This is a genomic window from Cryobacterium sp. CAN_C2 (assembly GCF_015751745.1).
In the GTDB taxonomy this organism is placed as follows: domain Bacteria; phylum Actinomycetota; class Actinomycetes; order Actinomycetales; family Microbacteriaceae; genus Cryobacterium.
Genome location: NZ_JADOUX010000001.1, coordinates 275,866 through 296,696, shown reverse-complemented (window position 1 = coordinate 296,696; position 20,831 = coordinate 275,866). Strand labels below are relative to the sequence as shown.

The following is a 20,831-nucleotide window of genomic DNA, read 5'->3' as shown; positions in this document are numbered from 1 at the left end:
GTCAGTGTCCATTACCCAGCACAGGAGCCGGCAGCGGTGGGACCCTTTCGCCCTGGTCGAGGGAAACGTGGCGCCGCCGATAGTGAGAGTGGAGTCTTCCCGGATCATTCATTTACTGGGAAGTGACCTCAAGCCGGGCGAAACGGTGCTCATTCATGCGGCTGCCTCCTCGTTGGGGCTTCAGTGCGGACAGCTGGCAAGATACCTGGGCGCTGGGCTCGTTATTGCTTCCGTTCGAACGGACCGGGCCACCGACCCGCTCCGTACCGTAATCGACACCGCCGTAATGGGTGGCGACGGCGCCTCGCAACAAGCACCCGCTCGATATTCTGCGACGTCGTCTGCCCTTTATGAAGGGCACCTCTGGCCAGGTCGAGTTCGATCGTGATAAACCTGAACTATTCACATTTTCCGCACAGCCCGAGACTGTCCGGATATTCATCCTCAGTAAATCTCCGCAAGTGGATACGGATCTTCCGTCGTTCACTGTTATAAAATTCAGGGAGTGAAGAGAAATGAAGGCAGTCGTTTATAAGGGCCCCAACTCGGTCAGCGTTGAAGACGTTCCGGATGCCAAGATCGAACGTCCCACTGACGTTCTTGTACGCATTACCGCGACAAATATTTGCGGTTCAGATTTGCACATGTACGAGGGACGCACCGATTTCGAGGTGGGACGCACGTTTGGTCACGAGAACATGGGCGAGGTCATCGAGGTCGGTAACGGCGTCGACGCGGTTAAGGTCGGTGATCGGGTGGTGCTGCCGTTCAATATTTCCTGCGGGTTCTGCAAGAATTGTGAGCGCGGTTTTACCAGCTATTGCCTGACCACTCAACCGAACCCGGCCGCCGCGGGTGCCGCCTACGGCTTCGCTGGCATGGGTCCGTATCCCGGCGGACAGGCCCAAATGCTGCGGGTACCCTACGGCGACAACAATTGCCTGCGCTTGGGTGAAGACGCAATCGAAAAGCAAAACGACTACGTCATGCTTTCGGATATCTTTCCTACCGGCTACCACGCTACCGAGATGGCCGGCGTGCTCCCCGGAGACTCGGTGGTGATTTACGGTGCAGGTCCGGTCGGGCTCATGGCCGCCCTGTCGGCCACGATCAAGGGCGCGAGTACGGTCATGATCGTGGATCGACGGCCCGACAGGCTGCGCCTCGCCGAGCACATCGGTGTCATTCCGATTGATGATTCGAAGACGGACCCGGTTCAGTTCGTGCTGGACCAGACACAGGGTGTGGGCGCGGACCGGGGTTGTGAATGCGTGGGCTATCAGGCCCACGACCCCCAGGGCACCGAAGATCCCGCCGCGACTCTGAATCAGCTGATTCAGTCCGTACGCTTCACCGGGGGAATCGGCGTTGTCGGTGTCTTCCTGCCGGCAGATCCCGGCGGCTTCGACGAGAACGCCAAGCAGGGCAAGATTGCAATTGACTATGGTCTGCAGTGGCTCAAGGGCCAGAGCATGGGCAGCGGCCAGTGCCCAGTGAAAAAATACAATCGGCAATTGCGCGATTTGATTGCCGTGGGCAAGGCCAAGCCATCATGGATCGTTTCCCATGAGATCCCACTCAGCAAAGCCGCGGACGCCTACAAGAACTTCGACGACCGCACCAACGGTTGGACCAAGGTCATCCTCAAGCCCGAGTAGGCCAATGCCGCACGAATTCGCCGCGGCGCAATCACCGCCCGGACTCGACCGTTGAGGCGGCGAATTCGACGTTCTCGAGTAAGTCAATTTCCAGAAGCGCAACCGTCACGGGCACCGAGGGGTCAATTGCGTCGCGCTTGCCAGCGATGGCAGCGTAGGTTCTGTGCTGACTGCGTGGTGCACAAATGCTCCGTCGGACGACGTCCGCGGAGCATTCATCGTGGTGGTCGTTGACCGCGCTGACGCCGGATCATTCAGGTGTAACGGGTCAGAGGACGCACAGCCGATGGAGTTTCGCGGCACGTCAAGGAAGAGGTCAGTCCGGCGGCGGGGCGAAGGACTCGGGGGCGCTCGAAAGCCCGGCTGGCCCCTCAGCGAGCAGAAGGCGAAACTCGTCGGCGTCGAGAATGCGAATGCGAAGGGTTTCGGCCTTACCGAGCTTGGAGCCGGCGCCCGGCCCGGCGGCGACGAAGTCGGTGTTCTTCGACACGCTGGACGCGCTCTTGCCGCCGGCGGCGATGATCGCCTCCTGGGCACCCTCGCGGGTGAAGCCTTCGAGCGAGCCGGTGGCGACGACGGTGACCCCGGCCAGCACTCCCCCGGCGGCCTCGGCGGCGCCCGGTCCGGGGTGCCCCGGGGTGGCGAACTGCACTCCGGCCGCGGCCCACTGGGTCACGATATCGAGGTGCCAGTCCACCAGGAACCAGTCGAGCACCGCATCGGCGATGATGCCGCCGACACCGTCTACCTCGGCGAGTTGGCCGCGGGTGGCGCCACGAATGGCGTCGAGTGAGCCGAAGTGGTTGGCCAGGGCGCGGGCGGCGACCGGACCGACGTGACGGATGTTCAGGCTCACCAGTATTCGCCACAGCGGCTTGGTCTTGGCCTTATCGATCTCGACGAGCAGCTTGAGCGCACTCGAGGACGGCTGCGGGGCCGTCAGACCCTGCTTCTTTTCGGCGGCGGTTGGATTGCGCTGGAACGGCATCCGCTGCCGAACGGTGCCGTCGTCGTCTTCTTTCGGTAGCCCGGTGTCGGCGTCGCGCACGATCACCTGGATCGGCAGCAGGTCGCCAAGTTCGAGGTCGAACAGGCCGGCCTCGGTCGGCAATGGCGGATCGACCGGCACGGTCGGCTGGGTGAGCGCGGAGGCCGCGACCTCGCCGAGCACCTCGATGTCGAGGCCGCCGCGGCTGCCGATGTGTTCGACCCGGCCGCGCACCTGGGCGGGGCAGCTGCGCGCGTTCGGGCAGCGCAGGTCGATGTCGCCCTCCTTGGCTGCGCCCAGCGGGGTGCCGCATTCCGGGCAGTTGCGGGGCATGACGAATTCGCGTTCAGTGCCGTCGCGCATCTCAACGACCGGGCCGAGCACCTCGGGAATGACGTCGCCGGCCTTGCGCAGCACGATCGTGTCGCCGATCAGCACGCCCTTGGCCTTGACAACATCCTGATTGTGCAGGGTCGCCTGACGTACCTCGCTGCCGGCCACGAGCACCTTCTGCATGACGGCGAAGGGGGTGGCTCGGCCGGTGCGGCCAACGCTCACGACGATGTCGAGCAGTTTCGTGTTGACCTGCTCCGGCGGGTACTTGTAGGCGATGGCCCAGCGCGGCGCCCGGTTGGTGGCGCCGAGCTCGGCGTGCAGGGCGAGCTCGTCGATCTTGATCACGATGCCGTCGAGTTCGTGCACGACGCTGCCGCGATGTGCCCCGTAGTATTCGATGAACTCGGCCGCCTCGGCAACCGTGGTGACCACCCGAAAGTACGTACTGGTCGGCAGGCCCCAACCATCGAGCAGGCCGTACACCTCGGACTGGGTCTGCACGGGCGGGTTCTCCCAGGCGCCGATGCCGTGCACCAGCATGCGCAGCCGGCTCAGGCGGGCTGTCATGAGGCGCAGCTGGTCGGTGTTCTTTCCCGCGGCTTTCTGCCGCAGCGACCCGGCCGCCGCGTTGCGGGCATTCGCGAACACCCGTTCCCCCGCGGCGGACTGCGCCGCATTCAGCTCGTCGAACGCGGCCACGGGAAAGAACACCTCGCCGCGCACCTCCATGAGCGGTGGATGCCCGGTGCCGGCCAGGCGGGACGGGATGCCGGGGACAAGATCAATGTTCTCGGTGACGTCTTCGCCGACGACGCCGTCACCGCGGGTGGCGGCGGAGACGAGCACGCCGTTGGCGTACCGCAGGTTGATGGCGAGGCCGTCGATCTTGAGCTCGCACAGGTAGTGCACTGCACGGCCCGAGTTCTCGCCGGCCTTCCGAGCCCAGGTCTCGAATTCCCCGAGGGAGAAGACGTTGTCGAGGCTGAGCATGCGTTCGGCGTGCGTCACCGGGTCGAACAGGGTCGTTGCGGCGCGGCCGCCGACCGTCTGGGTGGGGCTGTCCTGGCTCTGCAGCTCGGGGTGCAGGCGTTCGAGTGCACCGAGGCGCTGCACGAGCAGGTCGTACTCGGCGTCGGAGATGACGACCGTGTCCCGATCGTAGTAGGCGTCCCGGGCGGCCAGCACGCGGGTGGTGATCTCGGCAGCTTCCGCGGCCGCCTCGCTCAGGCCCGCGGGGGTAGTGTCGGCGACGGACTCAGGCATTGACCGTGGCGGGGCTGGCCGACGCGGAGGGGATGAGGGAGGGTGCGGTCACGGGAACCGCGCTGACCGTGCGGTCGATGGTGCACTGGCCGAGCACGCGGGTACCGACATAGACGACGGCGGTCTGCCCGGGGGCGACGCCGGCGAGCGGCTCGTTCGGAATGATGCGCAGTTCGACGGTGCCGTCACGGCCTGTGACGGCCCTCGTCGACACAACCTGGGCTCGTGCTGGAACCGGGTCGGCGTGGGCGCGAATCTGTACGTGGCAGGCAAATTCCACCTCGGGGTGTTCCGGGGCGAGCCCGGCCCAGGTGTACGTGTTGCCGGCGATCTCCTTGATGGCGAGCGCCTCTTTCGGGCCGACAATGACCGTGTTCGTGATCGGGCGTACCTCGAGTACAAAGCGCGGCTTGCCGTCGGCGGCCGGGGTACCGATCGACAGGCCCTTGCGCTGGCCGACGGTGAACGCGACGGCGCCGTCGTGCTGGCCGAGCGTGTTGCCCTCCCGGTCGAGAATATCGCCGGTGACCGGGGCGACGCGTTCGCCGAGCCAGCCCTTGGTGTCGCCGTCGGGAATGAAACAAATGTCATAGGAGTCGGGCTTGTTCGCAACCGAGAAGCCACGTTCGGCCGCTTCGGCCCGAACCTCGGCCTTGGTCGGCGTGGCGCCGAGCGGAAACATGGAGTGGTTGATCTGGTCGGCGGTCAGTACGCCGAGCACGTAGGACTGGTCCTTGGCCCAGGCGGCCGCACGGTGCAGCTCCTTGTTGCCGTCGGCATCCGTCAGAATGCTTGCGTAGTGGCCGGTGCAGACGGCGTCAAAACCGAGGGCCATGGCCTTTTCGAGCAGAGCGGCGAACTTGATCTTCTCATTGCAGCGCATGCACGGGTTCGGGGTGCGGCCGGCGGCGTACTCGGCGATGAAGTCGTCGACGACGTCCAGCTTGAATCGTTCGGAGAAATCCCAGACATAGTACGGAATGCCCATGATATTGGCGGCCCGCTGGGCATCCATGGAATCTTCCACGGTGCAACAGCCGCGGCTACCGGTGCGCAGCGTTCCCGGCATTCGGCTCAGCGCCAGATGCACGCCGACCACCTCGTGCCCCGCTTCGACCGCACGCGCGGCTGCGACGGCGGAATCTACACCGCCACTCATTGCTGCTAAAACCTTCACCCGTTGAGTGTACGCGGAGTGCCGGATCGAGCCAACGCAGAGCCAACGCAGAGCCAACCGAGAGTCAGCGCGGTTCAGTGCCCGGGCACCCGATCGGCCATGCCGGCGGCGAGCGCCTGAGCGTGTGCGGCCGGCAACGCCTTGAGCAGAGCGTCGACGTCGGCGTCGGTGGAGGTATGACCGAGGGTGATGCGCAGAGCGCCGCGGGATTCGCTCTCGCTGCGGCCCATGGCCCGCAACACGTGCGAGGGTTCGGGCACCCCGGCCTGGCATGCCGAGCCGGTCGACACCGACACCCCGGCCGCGTCGAGCAGAAACAACAGCGAGTCGCCCTCGCAGCCGGGAAAGCTGAAGTGAGCGTTGCCGGGCAGCCGGCGCTCCGGGTCGCCGTTGAGCACCGCGGTCGGCGCGACCAGGGCGACACCGCTGATCACCCGGTCGCGAAGGGCAGCCAGGCGTGCGGCTTCAACGCCGCGTGCGGCCCCGCGCGGGTACGGTGCCAACTGCTGCGCCGTGACAGCGGATGCCGCCACCGCGAACGAGACCGCCGCCGCGACATCCTGGGTGCCGCTGCGCACCTTGCGCTGCTGACCGCCCCCGTGAATGAGCGGCTCGACGGTGGTCGCCCGTCCGAGCACGAGCGCGCCAATGCCAACGGGGCCGCCGACCTTGTGCGCTGAGACGCTCAGCGCCGACACCCCCGCGGCGGCAAGCGCACGAAAGTCGACCGGAATGTAGCCGTAGGCCGCGACGGCGTCGACGTGCACCGGAATGCCGTGGGCTGCGGCGAGCGCCGCGACAGCGGCGACGGGTTCGATGGTGCCGACCTCATTGTTGGCCATGAGCAGGCTGACCAGGGCAACATCGAGGGGGTCACGGGCAATGGCGGCCTCGAGCGCGCCGAGATTGATGCGGCCCTGGACATCGAGCGGAATCCACTCGACGATCGCTTTCTCGTGGTGCACCAGCCACTCGACCGTGTCGAGGGTCGCGTGGTGTTCCCCGCCGGGCACCAGAATGCGCCGGCGCGGGGCGCGTGCCCAATACACACCCTTGATGCCGAGGTTGATCGCCTCGGTGCCGCTGCCGGTGAAGACCACCTCGATCGGATCGCAGGCGAGGCTCTCGGATACGATTTCGCGCGACTCTTCGAGCATCCGTTTCGCATTTTGGCCCTGGCTGTGCACCGATGCGGGGTTACCGACAACGCCCATCGCCTCGGCGTAGGAACGGATCGCGGTGGGAAGCATGGGCGTGGTCGCCGCATGGTCCAAATAGACAACCATCCGACTATTTTAGCCGGGCTTCGAATGCCGGTGGTCGTCACGCTCCCTGACACTCATTACTCTTGAACCCATGAGTCCCACCGACCCCCTGCGCAATCTCGGTGTGCGACTAACCAGCGCCGGCGGTGAGCTACGCGTCTGGGCCGAACACGCCGACGCCATGGACCTGTGCCTGTTCGATCAAACAGACCCGAACTGGATCATCAAGAGCGTGCCGATGACAAAGGATGTGCACGGCGTGTGGTCCGGCAAGTCGCGCACACTGTCTCCGGGGCGCCGCTACGGCATCCGCGTTTCTGGGCGGGCGAGCCCGAAGAACTCCTTTCACCCGGAGAAAACCCTCATCGAGCCGTATTCTCGTGGTCTGGTTCGGGTCGGGGCCGGTTTGTGGCAGTCGTCGGTCGTCGATGACTACTTCGACTGGAACGGCGCGACGAAACCGGGTATTGCCCTCGATCACACCGTCGTGTACGAGGCGCACGTGCGCGGCATCAGCCGGCTCAACCCGCTCGTTCCGGCTGCCCTGCGCGGAACCTACGCCGGTCTCGCACACGAATCGACCATCGCCTATCTGAAAGACCTCGGCGTGACCGCGGTCGAATTGTTGCCGGTGCAGGCGTTCGTGTCGGAGCAGCGCCTGATCAAACAGGGCCTGATCAACTACTGGGGTTACAACACTCTCAACTTCTTTTCGCCGCACGCCGACTACGCCACCCAGGCGGCCCAGTCCGCCGGGCCGGAAGCCGTGCTGCGCGAGTTCAAGGGCATGGTCAAGCTGCTGCACGAGGCGGGCCTCGAGGTCATCCTCGACGTCGTGTACAACCACACCGCCGAGGAGGGTCGCAACGGCCCGGTCACCAGCTTGCGCGGCATCGACAACGCCGCCTATTACCGACAGGACGAGTCCGGCGCGTACATCGACGTGACTGGCTGTGGCAACACGGTCGACTTCAGCCACGACGTGCCCCGGCGACTCGTGCTCGATTCGTTGCGCTACTGGGCAAACGACCTGCAGATCGACGGGTTTCGATTCGATCTCGCCACGACGCTCGGCCGGGACGCCGGCGTGGTCTACGACCCGGAGCATCCGCTGCTCACCGAGATTCGCGACGACACGGAACTCGCCGGCGTGAAGCTCATCGCGGAACCGTGGGATGTCGGCCAGGGTGGCTGGCAGACCGGCAACTTTCCGCCCGGATGGACCGAGTGGAACGATCGGTACCGCGACCGCATGCGGGACTTCTGGCTCTCCGACATGAAGAGCCTGCGCCTGACCGGCTCGGCCGGCAGCGGCATCGGACGGTTCGCAACCCGTGTCGCGGGTTCGTCGAACACCTTCTCTCAGCAGCGCGGCCCGCTCGCCTCGCTCAACTTCATCACCGCGCACGATGGGTTCACCCTCGCCGACCTGACCGCCTACGACACGAAGCACAATCTGGGCAACGGCGAGTCGAACCGCGACGGCACCGACAACAACAACTCCTACAATCACGGCGTTGAGGGCCCCACCCGCGACGTGGCCATTCTGGCCACGCGGCGCAAGGCCATGCGCAACCTGCTCGGCACACTGCTGCTGTCGGCCGGTATTCCCATGCTGACCGCCGGCGACGAGTTCGGGCGAAGCCAGCGCGGCAACAACAACGCCTACTGCCAGGACAGCGAGCTGAACTGGCTCAACTGGGACTTCGACGACTGGCAGCAGGACCTGCATCGGGTCACCCGCCGACTGTTGCAGTTGCGCCGGGAAAACCCGGCGTTGCGGCCGGTGCACTTCGGTCGATTCGGCGAGACGACGCCGAGCGCCAGCCAGCTGGACTGGTACAACACCGCCGGTGAGGCGCTCACTGGCGAGGCCTGGTATTCGCCGACCGAGCGCACCCTGCAGTACGTGGCGGCGTCCACCCCCGAGCACGAAGCCTTCAACCGCATCCTGCTCGTGGTGAACGCACGGGAGCAGGACGAAACGGTCACCCTGCCCGCGCACGAGGGAGTGAATGCCTACACGTTGCTCTGGGATTCCGGTCACGACGACGTGCGCGATTCGGTCATCGAGCACGCGCCCGGGGCTCCCCTGTTCGTGTCCGGCGCCTCGATGAAGCTTATGCGCGCGCAGGGCCCCTTCGTGCCGCGCCGCACGTCACGCACGTAGGCCCGGCCGGCGCTTTCGAAACCGACGGGCGCCGTCCGTGCTAGTTCGCGACGGCGACCAGCCCCATTTCGGCCGGGCTGATCAGCAGGTCATTCCGCGGAACGACGCGCACGGTGTAGCCAAAGGCTCCGGCCCGGTCGAGTTCGACCGTGCCAGTGAACAGGGTGGCCCCGCCGGTTGGGGCTTCTTTTGGCGGTGCCGGTTCGAGCGCCTGAATGGCCACATCACGCAGTTCGTCGGTGCCGAGGCTCTTACCGTAGACGACCTCAACGGTCACGTCCGCGGCGGAGAGTCCGCCCAGCTGTACGTGCGCGCGCAGGTGCAGGTCGTCGCCCACTTCGGGCACCGATGACACCCCGCCCGATTCGACGTGGGTCACCGCGACCTGCGGCCAGGCCGAGACGATTTTGCCCTTCCACGCGGCCAGTTCGCGGGCCGCGCGGTAGTTGTTCGCCGACATCAGCGCGTCATAGTGCCCGGCCGGGCGGTACAGTCGCTGCACGTACTCGCGCACCATGCGGTCAGCGGACAATTGCGGCGACAGGGTGGCCAGGGTGTGCCGGATGTTGGACACCCAACGTTCGGGGACGTCATCGCCGTTGCGTTCGTAGAACGTCGGTGCTACCTGGTGTTCGATCAGGTCGTAGAGCGCCTCGGCTTCGAGCCGATCGCGTTCGGCAGAGTCACCGGCCGAATCGGCCGACGGAATCGCCCAGCCGTTCTTGCCGTCGTAGTATTCCGGCCACCAGCCGTCGAGGATGGACAGGTTGAGCACGCCGTTGAGTGCCGCTTTCATACCGCTCGTACCGCAGGCCTCAAGCGGGCGGAGCGGATTGTTGAGCCAGACATCCGTTCCCGGATACATCAGCTGGGCCATCGCAATGTTGTAGTCGGGCAGAAAAGCGATGCGGGTGCGCAGGACAGGATCAGCGGCGAACTGCACAATCTTCTGGATCAGCCGTTTTCCCTCTTCGTCAGCGGGGTGTGACTTGCCGGCGATAACGATCTGAATCGGATGCTCCGGGTGCAGCAGGAGAGCACGCAAACGTTCCGGGTCGTGCAGCATCAGGGTCAGGCGCTTGTAAGTGGGAACGCGGCGGGCGAACCCGATGGTCAGCACGTTCGGGTCGAACACCCGCCCGATCCAGGCGGGGGGCATGCCGCCCGGGTTTTGGTCGCGCCAGGCGTTGAGCAGACGGCGACGGGCATCCTCGACGAATTGCAGGCGCATCTGCCCGCGCACCGACCAGAGATCCTGGTCGGAGACATCGTTGGAGGCCCAGTTGGCCGTCGACGTGTCACTCGTGCCGAGCCTGCTGTGGGCGAGGCTCTTCAGCGCGGGGTCAGTCCAGCTCTGGGCGTGTACACCGTTCGTGATCGACGTGATCGGCACATCCGCTGAATCAAAACCCGGCCACAGGCCGTTGAACATGCGGCGACTGACCTCGCCGTGCAGGGTCGAGACGCCGTTGGCATGCTGGCCGAGGCGCAACCCCATGATGGCCATGTTGAACACGTCGGAGGAGCCGCCGGCGTAACTTTCCGCGCCGAGCGCGAGCAGGTCCTCCACGTCGACGCCGGGCAGCAGATCGGTGCCGAAGTACCGACGCACGAGCGACCGCTCGAAGCGATCGATGCCGGCGGCGACCGGGGTGTGCGTGGTGAAGACGGTTCCGGCGCGGGCCACCTGCAGGGCTTCCTGAAAACTCAGACCCTCGCCGATCAGGCTGGAGATGCGCTCGAGGCCGAGGAAGCCGGCGTGGCCCTCGTTGGTGTGGAACACCTCGGGTTCGGGCAGTCCGTGCAGCGAGCTCCACAGTCTCACGGCGCGGGCGCCGCCGATGCCCAGCAGCAGTTCCTGCAGCAGTCGGTGTTCGCCGCCGCCGCCGTAGAGGCGGTCGGTGACCAGCCGCAGGTCGTCGGCGTTTTCGGGAATGTCGGCGTCGAGCAGGAGCAGGCGCACCCGGCCCACCTTGGCCTGCCAAACCCGGGCATGCAGGGTGCGGTCATCGGGCAGCGCGAGGGAGACCTGAACTGCCGAACCGTCGGCCCGGCGCAGCACGGCGAGGGGCAGTCCGTCGGGGTCGAGCAGCGGGTAGCTTTCCATCTGCCAGCCGTCGGGCGAGATGGCCTGGCTGAAGTAGCCGGCGCGGTAGAACAACCCGACGCCGACGAGCGGCAGCCCGAGGTCGGAGGCGCTCTTGAGGTGGTCCCCGGCCAGAATGCCCAGGCCGCCGGAGTACTGCGGCAGGGCGGCGGCGATGCCGAATTCCGGTGAGAAGTACGCGATCGCGGCGGGTTTCTCGCCCTCCAGCCCCTGGTACCAGCGTGGCTGGTCAAGGTAGTCGCGCAGACCGTCGCGCGTGCTGTTCACCTCGGCAACATAGTCGTGGTCCTGCGCGAGCTCGTCGAGGCGACGCGAGTCAACGGCACCGAGCAGGGCGACCGGGTCGGTGCCGATCTCGCGCCACAGCTCGGGGGCGATGCGCTCGAATAGTTGTCTGGTCGGCTCATGCCACGACCAGCGGAGATTGCCAGCAAGCTCCTCGAGTGCCGCAAGCGGCTCGGGGAGAACGGCACGGACGGTAAATTTGCGGATGGCCTTCACGAAGTCCACCTTAGGGGTGTCACGTGTCCAACGCGTAACAACGGAATTTCACGTCGTGTGGGCGAGCCGCGCAGCAGACGGGCGCCATTGCCATGCTTTCACGCTACGGTCGTGGTGTGGCAAAGACAGCAGCTAAGAAGACGACCGTGCCGACAGCGCCGAGCAGCGCCGGGGCGGGCGTGTCCACGGGCGCCCCGGCGAGCAGAAGCGCCGCCGCATCCGTTGGTCGTATCCCCGTTTTCGATCTCTCTCCCCAACTGAGGGACAATCTTTGGCCGGCTCGAGCCTTCGTCGGCGAGGTCATCCCGTTCGGTGCGACCGCTTTTCGCGAGGGACACGATCTCATCGGCGTCGACCTGCAGCTCACCGCGCCGGACGGCAGCACATCGCGGCATCCGATGGTTCTGCAGGCCGACGGCACCGATCGGTACGGCACCGAGGCGCAGCTCGGCGCCCTGGGCACCTGGCAGTTTCGGGTACGCGCCTACGCCGACGATTTCGCCACCTGGGAACACAACGCCCTGATCAAGATTCCGGCCGGAATCGACGTGGAACTCATGTTCACCATCGGCGGTGCGCTTCTCGCCCACGCCGGAATTGACAAGGCGCGCCCACTCGCCGCTCGCCGCCTGTTTCAGGCCGCCGCGACGACGCTCGCCGACGCCGGCAAGCCAACAGCCGAGCGTTTACTGGCCGTTGGGGACGCCGCGCTGCGGCAGGCCATCGCGGCCCGCCCACTCGCCGGGCTGGAATCGCTCTCGGCCGAACGCACCATCATCGTCGAACGCACCCGGGCCGGGGTCGGCTCGTGGTACGAGTTCTTTCCGCGCTCGGAGGGCGCCGTGCGGCGCGCCGACGGCAGCTGGCAGAGCGGGACCTTCCGCACCGCGGCGAAACGTCTGCCCGCCGTGGCGGCCATGGGCTTCGACGTGCTCTATCTGCCGCCGATCCACCCGATCGGGCACGCCTTCCGCAAGGGCCCGAACAATTCGCTCGAGGTCGCCCCGGGTGACCCGGGTTCGCCGTGGGCGATTGGCTCGAAACACGGCGGTCACGACGCGATCCACCCCGACCTCGGCACGGTGACCGACTTCACGTTCTTTCTGAAAAAGGCCGCCTCTCTCGGCATTGAGATCGCCCTCGACTTCGCGCTGCAGGCTTCCCCCGACCATCCCTGGGTTCACGAGCACCCGGAATGGTTCACGACCCTGCCCGACGGCACCATCGCCTACGCCGAAAACCCGCCGAAAAAATACCAGGACATCTACCCGATCAACTTCGACAACGATCCTGTCGGCATTCGGCTGGAAGCGCTGCGTCTACTGCGCTACTGGATCAGCCTCGGCGTGCGCATCTTTCGGGTGGACAACCCGCACACCAAGCCACTCGACTTCTGGGAATGGCTCATCGCGGAGGTCAACCAGGCCGACCCCGACGTGGTCTTTCTCGCCGAAGCCTTCACCCGCCCGGCTGTGATGCAGGCGCTCGGCCAGGTCGGCTTTCAGCAGTCGTACACGTACTTCACCTGGCGTAACACGAAGACCGAGCTCGAGGAGTTCTTCGACGGTCTCGCCACCGACACGGCTGACTTTCTGCGCCCGAACCTGTTCGTGAACACCCCCGACATTCTCACCGAATACCTGCAATTCGGCGGCCCGGCGGCGTTCAAGATTCGGGCGGCGCTTGCTGCTACGGCGGCGCCGAGCTGGGGTGTCTACGCCGGTTTCGACCTGTTTGAGAACGTCGCCCGGCCGGGTGCCGAAGAGAGCATCGACAACGAGAAGTACGAGTACCGGCCGCGCGACTGGAGCAAGGCCGAAGAGCTGGGCAAGTCGCTCGCGCCGTACCTCACGCTGCTGAACCGCATTCGGGCCGAGCATCCGGCGCTGGGGCAACTGCGCAACCTCGACATCCACTCCAGTGACGACGATTCAATTCTCGTTTACAGCAAGTACCTCGACGCGGCGTTCACCGGCACGGGCCAAGCGGATGCCCTCATCATCGTTGCCAACGTCGACCCGCACTCGGTGCGCCAAACGGTTGTGCACCTCGATGTGACCCGGTTCGGCATTGTTGGCGGCGACAGCTTCGACGTGCACGACCTCGTGTCAGGCGCAACCTATACCTGGTCGGCCGATAACTTCGTGCGCCTTGACGCGTTCACCGAGCCGGTGCATATTCTGCACGTCACGCCCCACGATCCGGGCCAGGGCCGCGCATGAGTGGCGGCGAAGAGAAACACAAGAAAAAGAACTCGAGCAAGCCCACGAACAAGAAGGGTCAGGGAAAGAACATCGACGATCAGAAGGCTCAGTCCCCGAACAGACAGTCCCCCAAGACACAGTCCCCCAAGACACAGTCCGCCAAGACGAAGAAGCACGTGGCCGCCGCCGAGCCGGCCGCGATTGGCGACCACGTTCTGGCAGCCGTCGCCGCCGGCAGCCACTTCAACCCCCATGAGGTTCTCGGCCAGCACCTTGCCCACAAGGCCGGCGTTTCCGACCCGCTCGTCATCATCCGTGCGTTGCGACCGCTGGCCACCGAGGTGTTCGCTATTCTCGCCAGTGGCGCGCACGTCGAGCTCTCCCACCTCGCATACGGCATCTGGCAGGGCGAAAGCACCCTCGGCCTCTGCGATTACACGATCGAGGCGCGCTACCAGAACGCACCGGCCTGGATCTGTGATGACCCGTACCGGTTCGTCCCCACGCTCGGCGAACTGGACCTGCACCTGCTCGGCGAAGGACGCCACGAGCGGCTGTGGGACGTGCTGGGGGCGCACCACCGCCAGCACCAGGGTGTCACGGCGGCCTCGACCGGCACCTCCTTCGCGGTCTGGGCGCCGCACGCCCGTGCTGCCCGCGTGATCGGGGACTTCAACGGCTGGAACGGCGTCACCCACGCCATGCGAAACATGGGCAGCACCGGCGTCTGGGAGCTGTTCATTCCGGGCCTCGATCCCGGCACCAACTACAAGTTCCAGCTGCTCACGCAGTCCGGTGTCTGGGTGGAGAAGGCCGACCCACTCGCCCGGCTCGCTGAAGTACCGCCGCAGACCGCGTCGGTCGTCACCGAATCGCACTACGAGTGGGCGGATGCCGCGTGGCTGGCGAATCGCCGGGCCAACGATCCGCACAACCAGGCCATGAGCGTGTACGAGATGCACGTCGGGTCCTGGCGCCCCGGCCTCGGCTACCGTGACCTCGCCGAGGAGCTGGTCGGGTATCTGCAGGAGCTCAGCTTCACCCACGTGGAATTCATGCCCCTCGCAGAGCATCCGTTTGGCGGTTCCTGGGGCTACCAGGTGAGCGGATACTACGCCCCGACGAGCCGGTTCGGCTCCCCCGACGACCTGCGCTACCTAATTGACCGGCTGCACCAGGCCGGCATCGGCGTGATCATGGACTGGGTGCCCGGCCACTTTCCCAAGGACGACTTCGCTCTGGCCCGTTTCGACGGTCAGGCGCTCTACGAGCACCCCGACCCGCGTCGCGGCGAACAGATGGACTGGGGCACGTACATCTTCAACTTCGGTCAGATGCAGGTGCGCAACTTCCTCGTTGCGAATGCGCTGTACTGGCTCGAAGAATTTCACATCGATGCGCTGCGCGTCGACGCCGTCGCCTCCATGCTCTACCTCGACTACTCGCGCGAAGACGGCCAGTGGGAGCCAAACCAGTACGGCGGCAACGAGAACCTCGAGGCGATCAGCCTGCTGCAGGAGATCACCGCGACCGCGTACAAGCGCAATCCGGGCACGATCATGATCGCCGAGGAATCCACGAACTGGGGTGGGGTGACGGCGCCGACCAGCGGCGGCGGGCTCGGCTTCGGCTTCAAGTGGAACATGGGCTGGATGCACGACTCGCTCGAGTACATGCAGGTCGACCCCATGTACCGGTCATACCACCACAACGACATCACGTTCTCGTTCATCTACGCCTTCAGCGAGAACTTTCTTCTGCCGATCAGCCACGACGAGGTCGTGCACGGCAAGGGTGCGCTGGTGTCGAAAATGCCCGGCGATTCCTGGCAGCAGCTGGCCAACGTGCGCGCCTATCTCGCCTTCATGTGGGCCCACCCGGGCAAGCAACTTTTGTTCATGGGTAGCGAGTTCGGCCAGCGCTCGGAGTGGAGCGAGGAGCGCGGACTGGACTGGTGGATGCTCGACCAGCCGGCGCACCGCGGGCTGTTCAACCTGGTCGGCCAGCTGAACCGGGTCTATCGGGACAACGCGAGCCTGTGGAGCCGCGACAACGACCCGGGCGGCTTCGAACTGCTCGATGGCGGTGCCGTGAGCCAGAACGTCGTGTCCTTCTTGCGCTGGGATAACCACGGTGTTCCGGTCGCGTGCTTCTTCAACTTCGCCGGTCAGCCGCACACCGACTACCGGGTCGGCCTGCCGTTCGCCGGGCACTGGGACGAGATCCTCAACACGGATGCCACTGATTTCGGCGGGTCCGGCGTGGGAAACCTGGGCGCGGTCGAAGCATTCAACGAGCCGTGGGCCGGGCGACCAGCATCCGCCACCCTGACCCTGCCACCGCTGGCCGGACTCTGGTTGCGCCTGCGCGGCTAAAGACTGTTACCCCAACAGCGCACACGTGCCCGTTGACCTCAGTCATACGGGCGCGTGTGCGTTCTCGCGAGATCGGGAAACTAGTAGAGCAGGGCGGCCAGGCGCGAGCGAGTCGGGGCCACGCGGGGGTCGTCGGTGCCGATGACCTCGAACAGTTCAAGGATGCGCTCCCGGATCGTGTTGCGCCCTGCGGCGGGCTGTGCCGGAAAGAGACTCAATATGCGATCGAAGGCGTCTTCGATGTGGCCACCGGAGAGGTCCAGGTCGGCGACCAGGAGCTGCGCGTCGAGGTCGTCGGGAGCGGATGCCGCCCCGTTTCGAATCTGGTCGATGGTCTTGCCCTGCAACCGCGCGAGCAGGCTGACCTGGGCCAGACCGGCTACGGCCATCGTGTCGTTCGGGTTCTGGGCCAGCGCCGTGCGGTATTCACTCTGCGCGGTGTCGTAGTCGCCGGCTTCGATCGCCGTATAGGCCGCCAGGTGGTGAGGCGGCAGGGGTTCGTCGACCACGGCGGCCGGCTCGGCGTCGGCGTCGGAGTTGGATGCCTCGGCTGTACCGGTCACACCCTGCTGCGCGGCGAGCTCGAGCACGCGACCAAGCACCTCGATGATCTGCTCCTCGGCGAGCGGGCCGTTGAAGAGCTGCACCGGCTGACCGCTGATGACGGCGGCAACCGTGGGTACCGACTGGGCCTGGAACGCCTGCGCGAGCTGCGGGTTCGGGTCGATCTCGACGCGCGCCAGCACGAACCGACCGCCGAAGCCGGTGATTAGCTTCTCCAACGCTGCCATGAGTTGCGTGGAGGGATCGCTCCAGGATGCCCACAGTGCGACGATCACCGGAACCCGGGAGGACAGTTCGAGCAGCTCTCCGAAGTTGGCATCCGTGCCGTCCAGTACGACGCTCGGAACCGTGACGGCACCGGTCGGCGCAGCAGCTCCACCCACGGGGGCACCGGTCACGGGTGGACCGTTAGTGGCGACCGATGCTGCGCCGGACGGGGCCCGGTTCACGAGCGAGGAGAGATCGACTGCTCCGCGCAGGTTCGATCCGTAAGGGGGCATATTTGTCATGGAAGTTCCGCCGATGTGATGAGGCCCTGGGCGAAGCCCAGGAGCACGATTTTGTCGCTTGAACCGGCCGTGGGCACGTAGAACAGCAGCTGGTCCCGGTAGGTGTTTTGAAAGCCCTTGGCCGTGGTCGTGATGCCGGAGAGCGCCTTGGTCGCGAGGGCATCGGCCGCCGGCCCCACGGTGGCCCCGGCATCGACGGGCTTGACCGTTTCAGTCTCCGTCATGCTGACGGCCACGATGCTGCCGGAGTCGTTGGTAGCCAGGGCGACGGCCTCGTCACTGCCAGCGGCGGCGGCGAAGTCGATCGAGGCGGTCGACGGCAGCGCGGCGATCTTGGCGGCATTGAGGTCAGCGACCTGGATGCGGAAGTTGTCCCCGTCGCTCTCGAACAGGCCGTACGACGGGCTGGCTTCGCCCTTCACCAAAATATCGGCGTAGGCGGCAGCCAACTGGTTTGGCGGCATCAACAGCAGCTTGTTGTCCGGGGCGATGGCGGGAGCGCCGACAATGGCCGGGGCCACCTTCGGTACGTGCGCCGACTGCTCCAGGGCGAACAGGTAGTCCACCAGATAGTTGGCGCGAGGCGATTCCTGCTTCAGGATGACCGCCATCGTCGGAATGCTGGGATCGTTTTCGTCCTGAATGACGGTCATGACCACCCGCGGCCAGGAGTTGGTCTGCTGCGGCAGCGTGAACGTGAGCGGGGCGCCCGGCAGAGCAGAGAGCGGGGCAACGGCAGGGTCGACGGCGCGAATCTTGTAGTTGGCCAGGCGTTGTTCCAGGGCCGGCCCGGTAAATCGCGTCGCGATGGTCTCGGTATTGAGGTTGGTATCGGCATCCGCGCTGATCGCGGAGATTTCGCTCATGATCGTTTCCAACTGGGAGACGGTCACAGCGGGCGGCGGCAGCTCGGCGGCCGCTTCGACGGAACCGGTGGACTGGGGCGTCGGCGTCGCAGTGGCAGCGCCGGTGCCGGTGCTGGTGCTGGTGTTGGTCGGGCTGAAATCGGGCCAGAGATCGGCCGAACAGCCGCTCAGCGCAAGGCCGGAGACCAGGATCATGGGCACAATGGCCACCCGGCGGTTGATTCCCCGCCGCGAGGCGGTGATCTGACTGGCCTTGATGGCTTTCGGACGCGGGGCCCGCGGCAACCGGGGCATGCGTGGACCGCGCGGAAGATTGCGGCGCGGCCGACGAGAGCGACGCAGGTGAAGCAGCGCCAGCAGGTACAGCACAAGGCCGGCCAACAGCAGCAATGCCCCGCCGGCGAGCAGCGGTCCGGCCCAGGGGGTCGAATTATCCGAAGCCCAGGAAAGACGGATGCTGGCGGGCGCCGGTGCGACCCCGTCCGAAGCGACGAGCACCGAAATACCCTCGGGCAGGGTCAACGTGGTCGTCACAGAGTCCGTGCCGCTATATTCGTCGAGCCACAGGTCTGACCCGGCCGGATTCACGATCGTGGCGGAGGCAGCATCCGGTGTGGCTGTCTCGCCCGACGCTGCGTCGGCGGTGACGGGAACGGCGGCCTCGGTGACCGTGGAGGTGAGTTGACCGGTTTTCTTGCTGAGGGCAACGGTGGCGTACGCGTCGTCTCCGATCCAGGCGGCCACGTCATCGGACCGCCCGTACGTGAGAAAAATGAGTCCGTCTCCGCGCACGTTGATCGTCTGGCTTCCCGATGATGCCGACAGAGCGCTCGGATCGATCACGGTGTATTTCGTGTCTCCGGTGACGGTCGAGCTCAGGGACGTGAAAGCGGGCTCGAGCAGGATCGTGCGCTGTGCGATGCCAAGAACGATCATCACGGCAGCCAGAACGAAGGCCACGATGGCAAGAACAAAACGCACGTATCACCCTTCAGCATTTTTGCTGGTTGGTACTGTTCAGTCACTTTGGCTGACTCGCGTGCCTGAAGGTCCTCAGACACGGACCTCCTACTTTACTGCGTTCTCCTGAAAGCAGCCTAATAATGCCCGAGACGCCAGCAGCCTACTGGCGCGTAGGAGGCGGGGTGCCAGCACACTAAAATCGAGGTGTTCCCCGTCATGCATGATCCATCGAGGGCCGGGGCCCATCTGTAAGGAGTAAACGTGTCTGACGACGAAGCTGATTTCACCCAAGTATTTCGCGGCTATGACAAGGATGAGGTCACCAAGGCCATCCAGTCGCTGCGACGCGAACTTATTCAGGCCAACACCCAAAACGCTGAGTCCGGCCGCGAAGTCAAACGGCTGAACGGCCGCATCGACGATCTCAACGCGGAAATCGAAGAGGTCGGGAGCCCCACATTCTCCGGTCTCGGCACCAAATTGGAGAACACACTTCGCGTCGCCGAGGAGCAGTCCACCCGCGTCATCGCCCAGGCCGATATCGACGCTGAGAAGCTGCGCGCCGCGACCAACGACGAGGTACAGCTGCTGCGCCAGAGTGCGGTCGAGCAAGCCGAACGCACCCTGTCCGATTCCACCGTCAAGGCGCGTCGGGTGCTCGATGACGTGCGCGTCGAGGCGGACGACGTGCGCGCCCGCGCCCAGGACGAGCAGGCCCAGATCACCGAGGACGCGATTCGCGACGCGTCGCTGATTCGCGGCGCGGTCGCCACCGAGGCCGCAGAAGCGCGAGCCACGGTCAAGCGCGAGGTCGCTGCCATCCGCTCGGAGGCCGATCGCGAAGCCGCTGAAGTACGCGTTGTCGCCCAGCGGGAGGCCACCGAGGCCCGCGAAATCGCGGCTGGACTGACCCGCGAGACCGAGCTCACCCGTGCCGAAGTGGCCTTGGAACTCGATCAGCAGCGCGCCGACCTGCAGCGCGAGACCGAGCAGTCTCGCGTCGATCTCGCCGCCGAGACCGAGCAGGCCCGCGTCGATCTGGCCCGGGAGACCGAGCAAGCGCGGCTGACCGGCGCCCACGAGGCTGACCAGGCACGCACCGTGCTCGCCGCCGAGGTCGAACAGGGTCGAATCGATCTGGCCCGCGAGATCGAACAGGCTCACGCGGTGACTGAGATCGAACGCGAGCAGGCGCGGACTGACCTCGCTCGCGAGCTCGATCGCAAGCGCACCGGCCTGGCCCGTGAGGTCGAGCAGGCCCGTGCCGCCCTCGCCTTTGCGAACGAGCAGGCTGGCGCCGACCTGGCACGCGAAAACCAGCAGGCCCGAATCGACGCCGAGGCCGAGGCCGAGCAGGCTCGAATCGACCTGCAGAACCAGCTCACCGCCACACGCAAGAAGGGCGAGCACGAGGCGAGCCGCTTGGTCCGGGAGATCGACCAGGCCCGAGCCGACTTCGACGTCGAGCTGAAGGCGCGCCGCGACGAAGCCGAACAGGAACATCTTTCACGCCACCAGGAAGCCGTGGCCCAGACGCAGAAATTCCAGGTGGATGCCGCCAAGCAGCTCACCGAGACGACGGCGCGCACCGCAGAACTGCGTACCCTCAACGAGCAGCTTGATGCCGGAGCCCGTGACGAGGCCAAGGCCAACAAGGACCTCGCCGAAGAGACGTCCGCGCGCATTCTCCGCGACGCCCACACCAGCGCCACCGCCCTCGTCACCGACGCCACGACACGCTCCCGCGCCCTCGTGGCAGACGCCGAAGACCGGTTGTCGCAGATTAGGATTGAACGCGACGCCGTGGCCGGTTACTTCGAAAGCCTGCGCAGCGTTTTGACCCAGGCAGAACGGGTCGCAGCCGAGTAATTCCCTACTCCTGGAG

The 20,831-nt window shown here is 65.8% G+C and carries 11 protein-coding genes; 5 read left to right on the top strand and 6 right to left on the bottom strand.

All coding sequences use genetic code 11. The features are described 5' to 3' along the window. Positions 1-515 precede the first annotated feature (515 nt). A complete protein-coding gene (locus IWX77_RS01390; protein WP_196842706.1) occupies positions 516-1,658 on the top strand; it encodes a glutathione-independent formaldehyde dehydrogenase in 1,143 nt (380 codons plus the stop codon). A 316-nt stretch (positions 1,659-1,974) separates the two neighbouring features. Here IWX77_RS01390 and ligA read toward each other — a convergent pair whose 3' ends face one another. The 3 genes from ligA to IWX77_RS01375 all read right to left on the bottom strand — a co-directional run bounded on the left by ligA (position 1,975) and on the right by IWX77_RS01375 (position 6,708). Continuing rightward, entirely contained in the window at positions 1,975-4,245 is a 2,271-nt protein-coding gene (gene ligA / locus IWX77_RS01385) for an NAD-dependent DNA ligase LigA (protein WP_196842705.1), read from the bottom strand. Continuing rightward, positions 4,238-5,422: a tRNA 2-thiouridine(34) synthase MnmA gene (mnmA, locus tag IWX77_RS01380; RefSeq protein ID WP_297414337.1), complete on the bottom strand. Its 1,185-nt coding sequence runs from the start codon at positions 5,420-5,422 to the stop codon at positions 4,238-4,240. Before mnmA ends, ligA begins: the two co-directional genes overlap by 8 nt. 74 nt (positions 5,423-5,496) lie before the next feature. Further along, positions 5,497-6,708, bottom strand: coding sequence for a cysteine desulfurase family protein (locus tag IWX77_RS01375; protein ID WP_196842704.1), 1,212 nt, complete (start codon positions 6,706-6,708; stop codon positions 5,497-5,499). Between the two features lie 70 nt (positions 6,709-6,778). Between IWX77_RS01375 and glgX the strand changes: the two genes are divergently transcribed. After that, positions 6,779-8,857: a glycogen debranching protein GlgX gene (gene glgX / locus IWX77_RS01370; RefSeq protein ID WP_196842703.1), complete on the top strand. Its 2,079-nt coding sequence runs from the start codon at positions 6,779-6,781 to the stop codon at positions 8,855-8,857. A 40-nt stretch (positions 8,858-8,897) separates the two neighbouring features. Here glgX and glgP read toward each other — a convergent pair whose 3' ends face one another. Then, complete coding sequence (gene glgP, locus IWX77_RS01365) at positions 8,898-11,465, bottom strand: alpha-glucan family phosphorylase (RefSeq protein WP_196842702.1); 2,568 nt, start codon at positions 11,463-11,465, stop codon at positions 8,898-8,900. 92 nt (positions 11,466-11,557) lie between these two features. Here glgP and IWX77_RS01360 point away from each other — a divergent pair, with 92 nt between their 5' ends. Both IWX77_RS01360 and glgB read left to right on the top strand, forming a co-directional pair. Further along, positions 11,558-13,687, top strand: coding sequence for an alpha-1,4-glucan--maltose-1-phosphate maltosyltransferase (locus tag IWX77_RS01360; RefSeq protein WP_196842701.1), 2,130 nt, complete (start codon positions 11,558-11,560; stop codon positions 13,685-13,687). Beyond that, on the top strand, positions 13,684-16,044 hold the full coding sequence (gene glgB / locus IWX77_RS01355; protein ID WP_196842700.1) for a 1,4-alpha-glucan branching protein GlgB: 2,361 nt from the start codon (positions 13,684-13,686) through the stop codon (positions 16,042-16,044). The genes IWX77_RS01360 and glgB overlap by 4 nt, the downstream gene beginning before the upstream one ends. Before the next feature lie 80 nt (positions 16,045-16,124). On the opposite strand, the gene IWX77_RS01350 is transcribed toward glgB, so the two are convergent. Further along, on the bottom strand, positions 16,125-17,117 hold the full coding sequence (locus IWX77_RS01350) for a tetratricopeptide repeat protein (protein ID WP_196842699.1): 993 nt from the start codon (positions 17,115-17,117) through the stop codon (positions 16,125-16,127). Next, the gene (locus IWX77_RS01345; RefSeq protein WP_196842698.1) at positions 17,114-18,964 is read right to left on the bottom strand and encodes a hypothetical protein; all 1,851 of its coding nucleotides are present in this window, start codon (positions 18,962-18,964) and stop codon (positions 17,114-17,116) included. The genes IWX77_RS01350 and IWX77_RS01345 overlap by 4 nt, the downstream gene beginning before the upstream one ends. Before the next feature lie 243 nt (positions 18,965-19,207). Here IWX77_RS01345 and IWX77_RS01340 point away from each other — a divergent pair, with 243 nt between their 5' ends. Next, a complete protein-coding gene (locus IWX77_RS01340) occupies positions 19,208-20,815 on the top strand; it encodes a hypothetical protein (RefSeq protein ID WP_196842697.1) in 1,608 nt (535 codons plus the stop codon). Positions 20,816-20,831: the final 16 nt, after the last annotated feature.

What these genes read in the sequence shown, in the direction of transcription:
- IWX77_RS01390 (WP_196842706.1), top strand. Translation starts at nt 516, where the DNA reads ATGAAGGCAGTCGTTTATAAGGGCCCCAACTCGGTCAGCGTTGAAGAC.
- ligA (WP_196842705.1), bottom strand. Translation starts at nt 4,245, where the DNA reads ATGCCTGAGTCCGTCGCCGACACTACCCCCGCGGGCCTGAGCGAGGCG.
- IWX77_RS01375 (WP_196842704.1), bottom strand. Translation starts at nt 6,708, where the DNA reads ATGGTTGTCTATTTGGACCATGCGGCGACCACGCCCATGCTTCCCACC.
- glgX (WP_196842703.1), top strand. Translation starts at nt 6,779, where the DNA reads ATGAGTCCCACCGACCCCCTGCGCAATCTCGGTGTGCGACTAACCAGC.
- IWX77_RS01360 (WP_196842701.1), top strand. Translation starts at nt 11,558, where the DNA reads ATGCTTTCACGCTACGGTCGTGGTGTGGCAAAGACAGCAGCTAAGAAG.
- glgB (WP_196842700.1), top strand. Translation starts at nt 13,684, where the DNA reads ATGAGTGGCGGCGAAGAGAAACACAAGAAAAAGAACTCGAGCAAGCCC.
- IWX77_RS01350 (WP_196842699.1), bottom strand. Translation starts at nt 17,117, where the DNA reads ATGACAAATATGCCCCCTTACGGATCGAACCTGCGCGGAGCAGTCGAT.